The organism is Mycobacterium sp. Aquia_213 (genome assembly GCF_026625985.1).
Classification (GTDB): Bacteria; Actinomycetota; Actinomycetes; order Mycobacteriales; family Mycobacteriaceae; genus Mycobacterium.
In genome coordinates this window covers 2,565,019-2,578,574 of the sequence record NZ_CP113116.1, presented here as the reverse complement: position 1 = coordinate 2,578,574, position 13,556 = coordinate 2,565,019, and the positions used below count along the sequence as shown (strand labels likewise).

Sequence of the window (13,556 nt, the reverse complement as noted above, 5' to 3'; positions counted from 1 at the left end):
CGAATGGTTTTGAAGAACAAGCCACATCGATGAAAAGTTTTTGACGAAACCCCGCGCATCAGATACTCAATGGCACAACACATCCCCTACTATCGCTGCCATGGAGCCGAGCCGGTGGTGGGGCGACGACCGCGCGATCCTCGACGACGAGGAGGCGCGCAGGCGTCTGCTGGAAGCCGCGGGCCGGTGCATCGTGCGTCGGGGCAACGCCCAGATCCGGATGGCCGAAGTGGCCGACGAGGCCGGGGTATCCCGCTCGACGGTGTACCGGTACTTCCCCAACCGTGACGAGGTCTTGCTGGGTTTGATGCTGGCACGGGTCGACACGGCGTTGGGCGAGTTGGTCGCCTCGCTGCGGCACCCGGAAGACCCGGCGCGCTCGTTGCCCGTGATGGTGCTGGCGCGAGTGGAGTCGGTGGCAGGCAATGCATTGAACGAGGCGCTGTTCGCCGCCGAGAGCACCGCGGTGACCGCGGCTCTCCAGCAGGGGGCAGAGCCAATGGAGGAGCTGCTGTTGGTGCACTACGGGCCGCTGCTGCAGCGATGGAAGGAAGCGGGCAAGCTCTACGCCGACCTGGATCCCCGCTCGATCGTCCAGTGGCTGAGCGCGACGACGCTGTTCCTCCTGGCGCCGGCCTGGCGGCACCGCCCGGTCGCCGACAAACGCGAATTCGTCGAGCAGTTTCTGGTGCGGGCCCTGGTGCCACAGATCAGACATTAGTCTCGCTTTGTCTGATGTCCAGACATTAAGCTATTTTTGTCTTGGCAACTCGTATGCGCCCGCCTGTCTCTTCGTGGATCCGGTGGCGGCGCACACAGGATGGACAGTCATGACAAAGGCGCTTGATCAGACACTTTCCGTGGTCGGCCTGGCCGCACATCTCGGCCGGGGAATCGGCCGGGTGACCGCTGACGCCGTCGTCGGCAGTCGAGCGGGGCTGCCCCGCACGGTCGGCGACCTCAACACCGCGGCGCTCTCGCGTGTCATGGGCCGCAACGTCAGGTCGATCCGTGTCCTGGCCAGCGATGCGGGCACGTCGTCGCGGGCGCGACTGGTGCTGACCGGCGACGACGTGCCGGAGTCGGTATTCGTCAAGATCACCGCGCAGACCGCCGCGACCCGGTTGATGGGTGAGCTCGGCCGGCTGGGCAACACCGAGGTGCGCTTCTACAGCCAGCTCGCCCCCGAGCTCGCCGGTGTCCCGGTCGCCTACGGCGCGGCCTTCGACACGTGGACCGGCCGATACCTGCTGGTGCTGGAAGACCTCCCCGAGTCGTGCGTCTTTCCCGACACCTTGCACCCGTTGTCCACCGACCAGGCCGCCCTGATCCTCGAGCTATTGGCGACCCTGCACGGAACCTTCTGGGACCGCATGCGCTACAACGGGCGCGATCCGCTGGGGTGGCTCTACACGCCGTCGGGTGACGTCACTTCCTTGTTGACCGGCGCGCTGATGTCGACCTCGATGAAGCGGCTCAGCGAGCGCACCACCATTCCGGTGGAGAACGGTCGATTCATCGCCGAGAACTATCGCGCGGTCGCCGCCGTGATCGACACTCCCCCGCATACCGTCATGCACGGCGACGCTCATCCGGGCAACATGTACTTCCGCGATGGCGAGGCGGGACTGCTGGATTGGCAGGCCGTGCGACGCGGCCATCCGTCCCGCGAGCTGGCCTACACGCTGATCACCAGCCTGACACCGGAAGACCGCCGTGCCGCTCAGCGTGAGCTGCTCGACGTCTACCGGCAGGCGCTGGCCGCGGCCGGTGGACCCGACCTGGACCGCGAAGACCTCTGGCTGCGCTACCGGCAAGGCTCGCTGTACGCGTATGTCGCGCCGCTGATCACCGCGGGGATGGGCGGAATGCAGGTCGAAGACATCGCGATGGAAGGCCTGCGGCGCGGTGTCGCGGCCCTCGATGACCTGGAAACCGTTGCTGCGCTGAAGGGTTCGCTGTAAGGAGGGCCTAGCGGTCGATCCATCCCATTTGCGCTTCGGCGTGATGGCCGCCGGTCGCCGGGGTGAGTTGGTCGAGCCGGGCCAGCTGCTCGGACGAGAGTTCGACACCGTCGGCGCCGACGTTCTCCTCAAGGCGCGCAACCTTTTTGGTCCCCGGAATGGGCACGATATCGGGCCCCTTGGCCAGCAGCCAGGCCAATGCGACCTGAGCCGGGGTGGCACCGACGTCGGCGCTAATGTCGCGCAGCTCGTCCGCGCTGCGCAGGTTGTGCTGAAAGTTCTCGTCGAAGAAGCGCGGATTGGTCTTGCGGTAGTCGCTGTCGGGAAGCTCCGCGTTGGAACGGATTGCGCCGGTGAGGAAGCCGCGGCCCAACGGTGAGTACGGGACGAACCCGATTCCCAGTTCGCGCAGGACCGCCAAGATCCCGTCCTCGGGATCGCGGGTCCACAGCGAGTATTCCGATTGCACGGCGGCGATGGGGTGCACCGCGTGCGCGCGGCGGATGGTGTTCACACCGACTTCGGAAAGACCGATGTGCCGAATCTTGCCGGCAGCAACCAATTCGGCTAACGCCCCGACGGTGTCCTCGATCGGGGTGCCGCGATCCAGGCGGTGTTGGTAGTACAGGTCAATGTGGTCGGTCGCCAGCCTTTTCAGCGATCCGTCGACCGCGACGCGGATGCTGGCGGGGCTGCTGTCGAGGCCGTGGCGCCCGGTGTGCGAGATCAAGCCGAACTTGGTGGCCAGCACCACGCTGTCTCGCCGGCCCTGCAGCGCTCGGGCGAGCAGCTCCTCGTTGATGTAAGGGCCGTAGACCTCGGCCGTGTCGATCACCGTGACACCGAGATCGATGGCACGGTGAATCGTGCGAATGGACTCGGCGTCGTCAAAGCCGCCGATCGAGTAGGCGGCGGACATGCCCATCGCGCCCAAGCCGATCCGGCCGACCTGCAGGTCGCCGAGGTGAGCTTGTTTCATGGCACGTTCTCCTGCCGTAGCGGGCCGTCGCGGCGGATCCGTTCTCAGACTTCCGCAAACTGGGGGTTGATCATGCGAAGCGTTGGTGGACACCAACGTACCCGGGGCCGCACGATGCACATGGTTAGGCGATCGGCCCAGCGGCTCAGAGGGTGGAAGCCACCAGGCCGGTCAGGTCGACGAGGCGGTGGGAGTAACCCCACTCGTTGTCGTACCAGCCGACGATCTTCACCAAATCACCGGTGACTTTGGTGAGCCCGGCGTCAAAGACGCACGACGACGGGTCGGTCACGATGTCGGAGGACACGATCGGGTCCTCGGTGTAGGTGAGGAAGCCCTTTAGCTCACCGCCGGCGGCGGCCGCGAACGCGGCGTTGACTGCCTCGGCCGTCGCCGGCTCGCGAACGATGGCGGTGAGATCGGTGGCTGAACCCGTGGGCACCGGCACCCGCAGCGCGTACCCGTCGAGCCGGCCCTCGAGCTGGGGCAGCACCACGCTGATCGCGCGTGCGGCCCCGGTGGACGTGGGCACGACGTTGATCGCCGCGGCGCGGGCGCGGCGGAGGTCGTGGTGCGGACCGTCCTGCAAGTTCTGATCCGGGGTGTATGCGTGGACGGTGGTCATCAGTCCGCGCTCGATCCCGAACACCTCGTCGAGCACCTTCGCCATCGGCGCCAGGCAGTTCGTAGTGCACGAAGCGTTGGACACGATTGTCTGCGTCCCGTCGTAGTCGCGGTGGTTAACACCCATAACGACGGTCAGGTCTGCACCTTTTGACGTAGCGGACACCACCACCTTCTTCGCTCCGCCGTGCAGGTGACCGCGGGCCTGCTCCGCGGCGGTGAACCGACCGGTCGACTCGATTACGACGTCCACGCCGACATCTCCCCACGGCAGCGCCGCCGGCCCGTCGGCGACGGACCACGCTTTGATCCGTTGCTCTCCCACCACAAGATCGTCGCCGTCGACCGATACGTCGTGCGGTAAACGTCCGAGTACGGAGTCGTACTTGAGCAGATGCGCCAGAGTCTTGTTGTCCGTGAGGTCATTCACCGCAACGATCTCGATGTCGGTTGTACCTGCGGCCCGCTGTACGTCCACCGCACGGAAGAAGTTTCGGCCGACACGCCCAAAGCCGTTCACGCCCACCCGAATAGCCATCATGATCTCCTCGTAGTTCTGTGGTTTGGGCGCAGCATCGATTGCACGCCACCACGAGTCTGACCACCCGTGGTGCTGAGCAGCAGAGGACAAGGTCCTCGCCTTCCCGGGTGTTCGGGGTCGGCGTGTCAAGCTGAGAAGCGGCGGTGATGCTGTGGATTCAATGTCATCGGGAATCGGGGACCAATGCCCCTAGGTCCCTCGCCGGGATCTCCGTAACCTCGGGCTGGACAACCGCCGCCGGACGTCGGAGCACTCGAATAAATTGGAGCGCAGGTGTCAAATACGCAGACCGACGTGACAACCGCAAGCCGGCAGTTGAGCCAGTTGCGCGACGACGTGGACGACCTCCTGGCGGGATTGGCCGCAGCTGAATCACTGTGGTCCTGGTGGCTGAAGGGCGTGGCGCCCGAAAATCTATCAAGTGCCCGAAACATGCTGCATTATTGGGCAATTCGGCAATGTGATCTCCGCGACCTACAAGCCCGGCTGGCCGCCTTCGGGCTGTCCTCATTAGGCCGGAGCGAGCCTCATGTCGAGGCCACCTTGCTCCTGGTGAGGTCGGCGATCTGCGCCATGCTCGGTGACGCCTGGCAACAGCCCCCACTGACCGGTACCAGCGTCGAGCACGGTCCCGAACTACTCCGCCACCGAACACAGCAGCTGCTGGGCCCGGAGCCGGCCGATCGCGTGACCCGCATCATGGTCACACTCCCCTCCTCGGCCGCAACCAATCCCGACCTAGTTCGCGAGTTGGTTGAACGCGGCGTGAACGTCGCACGTATCAACTGTGCACACGACGATGCAAATGCGTGGCGCTCCATGGCACAGCGTGTTCGGCAAGTGGCCGAAGCAACCGGCCGAACATGTTTGGTCGCGATGGACCTTGCGGGGCCAAAGCTGCGGACTGGACCGCTTGAACCCGGGCCGCGCTGCGTGAAACTGCGGCCACGCAGGAACGCGCTTGGGCAGGAAACGGCCCCGGCTCGGGCATGGCTGACTGCGGCGGAAGATCCGATCGAGCCACCCGAAGCCGGTATGGTGTCGCTGCCGGTGTCTGGGAAATGGCTCAGCCGACGCCACGACGACGACGTTGTCCTCTTGCACGACACCCGGGGCGCGAAACGCAGTCTGACGCTGAAAGCCGTTGCTCAGAAATCAGGTGCCCCAGCCGGATTCGTCGTCGTTGTCGACAAGACCACCTACCTCGCCACCGGGACTGAGCTGCGCGTCCGCGGCGTCAAGGATTCGACACACCTCGGAGAACTTCCACAAACCGAACAGAGCCTTGTACTGCATCGCGGAGACATCCTCGAATTGACCAGCGATTGTTCGCCCGCGCCCCTGGCCGCCGAGTCCGTTCCGCGCATTGGTTGCACGCTGCCCGAGATCTTCGGTCATGCACGCATTGGGGAGAAGGTGCACCTCGATGACGGCCGGATCAGCGGCGAGATAGTCAGCGTGGGTCCTGACGTGCTGAGGTTGCGGATCGACCACGCAGCAGACACGGGGTCCCGCCTCCGTGGCGGCAAGGGAGTCAACTTGCCCGACGTCAACCTCCCGATCTCCGCCCTGACCGAGAAGGACCTCTCTGACCTGTCAACGGTGGTCGAGCTGGCCGATCTCGTCGAGATGTCCTTCGTGCGAGACCCTTCCGATGTCGAGCAGTTGCTCGACGCGTTGAGCCGCCTCGGCGGCGACTCATTGGGAATCGTGCTGAAAATTGAGACGCGGCAAGCATTCGAACATCTTCCCCAACTGCTGCTCACGGCGATGCGTCATCCGCGCGTCGGTGTGATGATCGCGCGTGGGGACCTGGCCGTCGAGTGCGGGTACGAACGCCTGGCCGAGTTGCAAGAAGAGATTCTGTGGCTGTGCGAGGCCGCGCACCTCCCCGTGATCTGGGCCACCCAAATACTCGAACAGCTCACCAAGACAGGGAATCCCGCCCGCGCAGAGATCAGCGATGCCGCAATGAGCGAACGCGCCGAGTGCGCGATGCTCAACAAGGGGCCGTATATCAACGACGCGGTCGTCGTCCTCGACAGCATCCTTCGGCGAATGACCGATCACCACTACAAGAAGAACGCACTGCTCGGGTCTCTGCACTCCTGGCACCCGGCTCGCACCTGACCAGCGTCTTAACGTTATCCCAACGGTCCAAAAGTGCCGACCTCATCTGAATCGCCCCTTATTGAGGGCCGAAATGCTCTGGTGGCCCGTGCCGTCGCGACCCATCCTGTGAAAAGCAAAGGAGAATGTCGTGTCGACACTGAGTACGCACCCGGGGGTCGTCGTCGGCGTCGACGGCTCGCCAGGCTCTAAGGTCGCGGTCCAGTGGGCCGCCCGCGACGCCGAGTTGCGCAATGTTCCGCTGACGTTGGTGCACGTCGTTCCGGCGACAGCGGGGACATGGCTGGAATCGTCATTGGTCCCGACGTGGATGCGTGGGCAGCGCCAGCAAGGGCGACAAGTGCTCGACGAAGCGCTCAAGACGGCGGAGGAAAGCTGTCAGCGTGGCTCAGCAAAGATCGACTGCGAAATGCCTTGTGCGATTACCGTTCCCGCTCTAGTCGACCTGTCTAAAGACGCCGACTTGGTTGTGGTGGGTTGCCTCGGTACGGGCACGTTGCGTGGCCGCCATTTGGGTTCGGTGAGCTCCGGGCTTGTCTATCATGCGCATTGTCCGGTTGCGGTTATCCACGATGGTGTCCAATTGAATGCCGATGCCGCGCGGGCCCCGGTGCTGGTGGGAATTGACGGGTCGCGCGAGTCGGAGTTGGCGACCGCGATCGCGTTCGATGAAGCCTCGCGCCGGAAGGTAGGGCTGACGGCCTTGCACGCGTGGAGCGATGTGAGTGTGTTCGACACCATGGTCAGTTCGCCCGGCCCCGGCTGGCCGGCACTGAGGGCGGTGGAGGACGAGATACTGGCCGAGCGTCTGGCCGGCTGGGGTGAGCGCTTCCCCGATGTCACTGTTAGCCGGCTCATCGTGCGCGGTGAACCGGCTCGTGGAATCGTGGATGCGTCCGAGTCAGCTCAGCTCGTGGTGGTCGGCGGCCATGGCCGCGGCGGCTTCGCCGGAATGTTGTTGGGCTCGGTCAGCGCGGCAGTGGTGCTGTTGGCCCGCGTGCCGGTCATTGTTGCACGCGAACCGCTGGCCTGAATGTGATGGCTTGTCCGGCCGTTCAGTTGAATGCCGACGAACGACCCACGGGGCGTGGGACTTCCGTCTCTACCGCCGGCATTGGTCAACTGGTCGGATTCAGGTGTCGCTTACGACTGCCCCGAGAGAGTTGAGCCAATGGCAATGAAGGCACCGACGCGGCCGGGAACCACAATCGTGACCCTGACGATGAATCCGGCCCTCGACATCACCACGCACACCGATCGGGTCATTCCGACCGACAAAATGCGATGCGGGCTGCCCCGTTACGATCCCGGCGGCGGCGGAATCAACGTCGCGCGAGTCGCCCACGTGCTCGGCGCGTCGGTATCGGCGCTCTTTCCGGCGGGCGGCCATGCCGGCGACAAGGTGACCGATCTTGTCGCCGACTCAGGGGTGCCGGTGCAGCGGGTCACCATAGCTCACTCGACCAGGGAAAGCTTCACGGTAGACGAGAACACGACCGGGCAGCAGTACAGGTTCGTGCTCCCGGGTCCGCTGCTCACCGATGCCGAGCAGACCGAGTGCCTCGAAACACTGAGCGCCGCGACAGGATCCGCGGACTTCGTCGTGGCGAGCGGCAGCCTGCCCCCCGGCGTGCCTGCCGACTTCTATCAGCGGGTCGCCGACATCTGTCGCGAGCGCGGTGCGCGGCTGATTCTCGACACGTCCGGCGCCGGACTGCGACACATCTCTTCGGGCGTCTTTCTGCTCAAGCCGAGCGTACGAGAACTACGCGAATGTTTCGGACGGGAACTCGTCAGCGAATCAGAGCAGCTCGCCGCGGCGCACGAACTCATCGACCGCGGCTGCGCTCAGTTCGTCGTCGTGTCACTCGGGTCCGAGGGCGCTCTGCTTGCTACACCGACTGGCAGCCAACGTTATTCGCCGGTAAAGGTACCCTCCGGCAGCGGCGTGGGCGCCGGCGACGCCATGACCGCCGGTATCACCGTGGGACTTAGCCGCGGCTGGCAACTCGACAAGGCGGTGCGGCTGGGCATCGCTGCCGGTTCGGCCATGCTGCTGACTCCCGGCACTGCGCACTGCCTCCGCGAAGATGTCGAGCGGTTCTTCGAGATGGTCGCCGACCCCATAGATGTCGATCGCAACCAATGGTTGTCCGCTCGAGGAAAGACATCGCCATGACGCTGCCGGTCACTGTCGACCCGCGCTACCACGACGCCGTGATCTTCAACCTCGACGTTGTGTTGGCCGACACTCCTGGTGTTCGGCTGTTCGATTCGACGATCAACCTGGTGCGAAATTTACTCGACGCGGGGGTCGCCACGGCGGTCTATTCGTTGTGCCCAGGCGGTCAACAGCTCTTGAAATCCGCAGGGATTGACGACCTTTTCGGTGTCTGTGTCGATGGCCTCCCTCCCGCGTTCCTCGTGGAAGCCCTTCGTCGACTCGGTGCGCGTGCGCAACGGTCTGTCGTCGTCGACGACGCCGGTGCCGGGATAGCGGCGGCCCGGGACGGCGGCTTCGCGCTTGTCATCGGTGTCGACCCGTCCGGGAATCCCGACCGACTACTGGGGGGCGGTGCCGACGTCGTGGTTGCGGATCTGGAGGACGTCGCTGTTCGCGCGGGTGACAGGCGGATCTCGGAGCTTCCCGATGCGGTGGAGTCGTACGGTCAGATCATCGGTGTTCTGGGCGTCCGAGAACCGGTGGTGTTTGTCGACTACGACGGAACCTTGTCCCCCATCGTTGCCGATCCCAGCGCGGCCACTCTCGTCGACGGAGCGGAGAAGGCGCTGGAAAGCTTGGCATCGCAATGCCCCGTCGCCATATTGAGCGGCCGCGACCTCGCCGATATCCGCACCCGCGTACCGATACCGGGTATCTGGTATGCGGGCAGCCACGGGTTTGAGCTGACCGGACCGGACGGTACTTATCACCGAAACGAAGCGGCCGCCACCGCCGTCGGTGTCCTCGAGCGTGCGGCCGCCGAGTTAGGGACGAGCCTGGCGGAGATCCCCGGAGTACGGGTGGAACACAAGCGTTTCGCCGTCGCGGTTCACTACCGCGAGGTCGCACCTGAGCACATCGGCGAGATCGTCTCTGCCACACAGAAGCTCGGACAGCGAGATGGCCTACGCGTGACCAACGGGCGCATGCTCGTCGAGCTGCGGCCTGACATCGACTGGGACAAGGGGACCACGCTGGCCTGGATTCGCGATCGCATCGACGCTACGGGATCCATGCTGCCGATCTACATCGGCGACGACCTCACCGACGAAGACGCTTTCGACGCAATCCAATTCGACGGCATCGGGATCGTGGTGCGCCACGACGAGGATGGCGACCGAAAGACGGCCGCCCGTTTCGCTCTGCAGAGTCCCGATGAGGTACGGGAGTTCGTGCAGCGCGGATCGAATTGGCTTGCGATTAAACGTGAGAAGTCTTCCACAGCATGGGATTTCACCTATGAGGGGTACGACCCACAGAGCGAGAAGCTTCGTGAGTCGTTGTGCACGGTGGGAAATGGTTACTTCGCAACCCGGGGCGCAGCGCCCGAATCGAAGGCCGATCAGGTGCACTATCCGGGCACCTATACCGCCGGTGTTTACAACCGTCTGGTCGACGACGTATCGGGCACCGAAATCGACAACGAGAGTCTAGTCAACCTGCCCAACTGGCTCGCCCTGACCTTCCGCGTCGACGGCGGCAGCTGGTTCGACATCGACGCGCTCAGAGTGTTGTCCTACCGACAGAATCTCGACCTACGCGGCGCGATACTGACCAGGGAGGTGCGCTTCTGCGACGACGCCGGACGCACCAGTTCGCTGACCCAGCAACGATTTGCCGCGATGCACATGCCCCACGTCGGCGCCCTGCAGACGACGATCGTCGCTGAGGATTGGTCGGGCACCATCGAGATTCGCTCGACGCTGGACGGCAACGTGACGAATTCGCTCGTGGAGCGATATCGCGATTTGGCCAACCAGCATCTTGGGTTGGTAGAAAAACGGGAGATCTCGGCCAATTCTGTGCTGCTGACCGTTCAGACGACGCAATCGCGCATTCCCATTGCCATGGCGTCGCGAAGCATCGTCTGGCGGGACGGGACCCCCGTCCCGGCTACCTACCGCCTTGTCGACCAGGCAGCCGAAATCGGTCACGACATCGCCGTCGAGGTATCGGCCGGCGACGAGTTGACCGTGGAGAAGATCGTGACCATCTTCACCGGGCGCGATGTCGCGACGTCCGAACCCGCTGTCGACGCCCAGCGCTGGCTGGGCCGACTCGGCGGGTTCGCTGAGTTGCGCGACGGGCACCTGAATGCCTGGTTACATCTGTGGGAGCGGATGTCCATCGAGTTCGAAGACTTCACCGATGAATCACGCATCCTGCGACTGCATCTCCTGCATCTGCTGCAGACGGTTTCACCCAACAATTGCGACCTCGACGTCGGCGTACCGGCTCGTGGACTTAACGGAGAGGCGTATCGCGGGCACATCTTCTGGGATGAGCTGTTCATCTTCCCGGTGCTCAATTTACGGCTGCCCATGATCACCCGGTCGCTGCTGGCCTACCGCTACCGGCGCCTGCCCGAGGCACGTCACGCCGCCACGGTGGCGGGCTACTCCGGTGCGATGTTCCCGTGGCAATCCGGCAGCGATGGACGCGAGGAAAGTCAACGCCTGCACCTCAATCCGCGCAGCGGCCGGTGGAACCCCGACTCCAGCGCCCGTGCGCACCACATCGGCATTGCCGTTGCCTATAGCGCGTGGAACTTTTATCAGGTCACCGGGGATCTCGCCTACCTGATCGACTATGGCGCGGAGATGCTCGCCGAGATCGCACGCTTCTGGGTAAGTAGGGCCACGTACGACCAGGAACGCGAACGCTACAGCATCCGGGGCGTCATCGGGCCCGACGAATTCCACTCGGGCTATCCCGACGCGCCTCACGACGGCATCGACAACAACGCATACACCAACGTGATGGCGGTCTGGGTAATCATGCGGGCCCTCGACGCACTGAAACTGCTACCGCTGCCGAACCGACTCGACTTAAGAGAGACGCTCGGACTGCACAACACGGAATTGGCGCACTGGGAAGAGGTAAGCCGACGGATGTATGTCCCGTTCCACGACGGCCTCATCAGCCAGTTCGAGGGATACGGCGAGTTGGAGGAACTGGACTGGGACCGTTACCGGCGGCAGTACGGCAATATCCAACGCCTCGACCGCATCCTCGAGGCGGAGAACGACGACGTGAACCGCTACAAGGCTTCCAAGCAGGCCGACGTCCTCATGCTGCTTTATCTGTTGTCGGCAACGGAGTTGGGTGAGCTATTGGAGCGACTTGGCTATCACTTTATGCCCGACAAGGTCCCAGCAATGGTTGACTACTACCTGGCCCGCACGTCGCACGGGTCGACGCTCAGCGGTGTGGTGCATACCTGGGTGCTCGCCCGGGCCAACCGCCATCGCGCCATGGAGTTCTTCCAACAGGCACTGAAGTCCGACGTCTCAGACATCCAGGGCGGCACCACGTCCGAAGGCATCCATCTGGCGGCCATGGCCGGCAGCGTCGACCTCGTGCAGCGATGCTTTACCGGGGTGGAGACCCGATCCAACCGCATCATCCTCTCCCCGCACTGGCCGGAAGCACTTGGCGTGCTGGCATTCCCGATCCACTATCGGGGTCTGCACCTGCACCTGCGGGTCAGCGGAAAGGGCGTGATCATCAGTGTGGATCCACGCGACGCCGCCGGAGTCGAAGTGGAATGTCGTGGCCGAGTCGTTCAATTGATGCCTGGGACCACGGTCCGATTTCCCGGCTGACAGCCCAACCGACACATGCGGCGGGAGGCGGCAGATGTTGGCGGTACGATCGCCATTCGGGTATCGGCGAGCGCCCGAGATAGCCCAATCTGGTCATCATGCGCGGCCGTGGTGAACGGCGACGCCTACCTGTGATCGTTCATGCGGCCAAAACCAGAAGCTGGCTGACGCGCAATGTGTGGGTGTTATCGGCTGTTTCGTTCCTGCAGGACACCGCAAGCGAATTGCTGTACCCGCTATTACCGATCTACCTGACCGCAGTTCTCGGTGCGCCACCGGCCGTCGTAGGAGTGGTCGAAGGCGCGGCCGAGGGAACCGCGTCGCTGACAAAACTGGCGGCTGGACCACTCGGGGATAGATTTGCGCGGCGTCCTCTCATTGCTGCGGGCTACGGGATGGCCGCGCTCGGCAAGGTGATCGTTGCGGTCGCCGGTGCGTGGCCCGGGGTCCTGACCGGACGCGTGGTCGATCGAGTGGGCAAAGGTATCCGGGGTGCACCGCGCGACGCACTGCTCGTCGACGGAATCGACGAAGCCAGCCGCGGCCGCGTGTTCGGGTTTCACCGCGCGATGGACACACTGGGCGCGGTTGCTGGACCGTTAATCGGGCTTGCCGGATACGAGTTGCTCGACCATGAGATTTCGCCGCTGCTCTATGTCGCAATCGTTCCGGCCGTCCTCAGTGTGGCCCTGGTCGCGTTGGTGCGGGAGCGTCCCCGACCGGCGCAGCGGGTGCGGCCACGACGGTTGGCAGCGACCCTGCGTGATCTGCCAGGCCGGTATTGGCGGGTGATCGTGCTGCTGACAGCCTTCGGCGTCGTCAACTTCCCCGATGCCCTAATCCTGTTGCGTCTCAAGGAGATCGGATTCTCCGTGGCCGAAGTGATACTGGCCTACGTGGGATACAACATGGTATATGCGTTGGGCAGTTACCCGGCCGGATCACTGGCTGATCGCATCCCGAAACCTACGGTATTCGGGATAGGCATGGTCTTTTTCGCCGCCGGCTACACCGGGCTCGGACTCACCACCGACAAGGTCGCGGCGTGGCTCATCCTCGGGCTGTACGGGCTGTTCACCGCGTGCACCGACGGCGTCGGAAAGGCATGGATCTCCGGACTCGTTCCCGCCGAACTGCAGTCGAGCGCCCAAGGCATATTTCAGGGCGCGACGGGCTTCGCGGCTTTGTCCGCTGGTCTGTGGGCCGGTCTGCTCTGGGGCGCGACAGGCCAACTGCCGCTACTGATCTCAGGAATCGCCGGTGGCTTCCTGGCAGCAGTCCTGCTCGTCGTCACCATCAGTGCGTGGGTCCGCACCAAATCCAGCGCTGCATCGGACTGACTGACTGCATGCTGGAGAGCATGCATCCCGGCCGCCGAAGCCACCTAGCGTCGTACCGTCACCCGTTCGGGTGACCTTCGGCCCTGGCACCGTACGTACCGCCGTGAAAGGTTGGCATTTGTGGCGCTATTGCAGGTAAGCGCGGGTCG

Annotated in this window: 9 protein-coding genes; 7 read left to right on the top strand and 2 right to left on the bottom strand. The window is 64.2% G+C overall.

Annotated elements, in window-relative coordinates; all coding sequences use genetic code 11:
- Positions 1-100: 100 nt before the first annotated feature.
- Both LMQ14_RS12040 and LMQ14_RS12035 read left to right on the top strand, forming a co-directional pair.
- Complete coding sequence (locus LMQ14_RS12040; protein WP_267734938.1) at positions 101-721, top strand: TetR/AcrR family transcriptional regulator; 621 nt, start codon at positions 101-103, stop codon at positions 719-721.
- Between the two features lie 109 nt (positions 722-830).
- Positions 831-1,964 (top strand): phosphotransferase, encoded by a 1,134-nt coding sequence (locus LMQ14_RS12035; protein WP_267734937.1) that lies wholly within the window; start codon positions 831-833, stop codon positions 1,962-1,964.
- Between the two features lie 7 nt (positions 1,965-1,971).
- Here the strand turns inward: LMQ14_RS12035 and LMQ14_RS12030 are convergent, their stop codons facing one another.
- Together LMQ14_RS12030 and gap are read right to left on the bottom strand one after the other, a co-directional pair.
- A complete protein-coding gene (locus LMQ14_RS12030) occupies positions 1,972-2,943 on the bottom strand; it encodes an aldo/keto reductase (RefSeq protein WP_267734936.1) in 972 nt (323 codons plus the stop codon).
- Between the two features lie 145 nt (positions 2,944-3,088).
- Entirely contained in the window at positions 3,089-4,105 is a 1,017-nt protein-coding gene (gene gap / locus LMQ14_RS12025) for a type I glyceraldehyde-3-phosphate dehydrogenase (RefSeq protein ID WP_267734935.1), read from the bottom strand.
- A gap of 297 nt (positions 4,106-4,402) precedes the next feature.
- On the opposite strand from gap, the gene LMQ14_RS12020 reads away from it, so the two are divergent.
- The 5 genes from LMQ14_RS12020 to LMQ14_RS12000 all read left to right on the top strand — a co-directional run bounded on the left by LMQ14_RS12020 (position 4,403) and on the right by LMQ14_RS12000 (position 13,407).
- On the top strand, positions 4,403-6,238 hold the full coding sequence (locus tag LMQ14_RS12020; protein ID WP_267734934.1) for a pyruvate kinase: 1,836 nt from the start codon (positions 4,403-4,405) through the stop codon (positions 6,236-6,238).
- A gap of 130 nt (positions 6,239-6,368) precedes the next feature.
- Positions 6,369-7,271, top strand: a complete 903-nt coding sequence (locus LMQ14_RS12015; protein ID WP_267734933.1) for a universal stress protein — start codon at positions 6,369-6,371, stop codon at positions 7,269-7,271.
- A 144-nt stretch (positions 7,272-7,415) separates the two neighbouring features.
- On the top strand, positions 7,416-8,417 hold the full coding sequence (locus LMQ14_RS12010; RefSeq protein WP_420714676.1) for a 1-phosphofructokinase family hexose kinase: 1,002 nt from the start codon (positions 7,416-7,418) through the stop codon (positions 8,415-8,417).
- On the top strand, positions 8,414-12,067 hold the full coding sequence (otsB, locus tag LMQ14_RS12005) for a trehalose-phosphatase (protein ID WP_267734931.1): 3,654 nt from the start codon (positions 8,414-8,416) through the stop codon (positions 12,065-12,067). Before LMQ14_RS12010 ends, otsB begins: the two co-directional genes overlap by 4 nt.
- A gap of 98 nt (positions 12,068-12,165) precedes the next feature.
- A complete protein-coding gene (locus LMQ14_RS12000) occupies positions 12,166-13,407 on the top strand; it encodes an MFS transporter (RefSeq protein WP_267734930.1) in 1,242 nt (413 codons plus the stop codon).
- Positions 13,408-13,556 lie beyond the last annotated feature (149 nt).

Coding starts and splice junctions, on each gene's coding strand:
- LMQ14_RS12030 (WP_267734936.1), bottom strand. CDS start 2,943: ATGAAACAAGCTCACCTCGGCGACCTGCAGGTCGGCCGGATCGGCTTG.
- gap (WP_267734935.1), bottom strand. CDS start 4,105: ATGGCTATTCGGGTGGGCGTGAACGGCTTTGGGCGTGTCGGCCGAAAC.
- LMQ14_RS12035 (WP_267734937.1), top strand. CDS start 831: ATGACAAAGGCGCTTGATCAGACACTTTCCGTGGTCGGCCTGGCCGCA.
- LMQ14_RS12000 (WP_267734930.1), top strand. CDS start 12,166: ATGCGCGGCCGTGGTGAACGGCGACGCCTACCTGTGATCGTTCATGCG.
- LMQ14_RS12040 (WP_267734938.1), top strand. CDS start 101: ATGGAGCCGAGCCGGTGGTGGGGCGACGACCGCGCGATCCTCGACGAC.
- LMQ14_RS12010 (WP_420714676.1), top strand. CDS start 7,416: ATGAAGGCACCGACGCGGCCGGGAACCACAATCGTGACCCTGACGATG.
- otsB (WP_267734931.1), top strand. CDS start 8,414: ATGACGCTGCCGGTCACTGTCGACCCGCGCTACCACGACGCCGTGATC.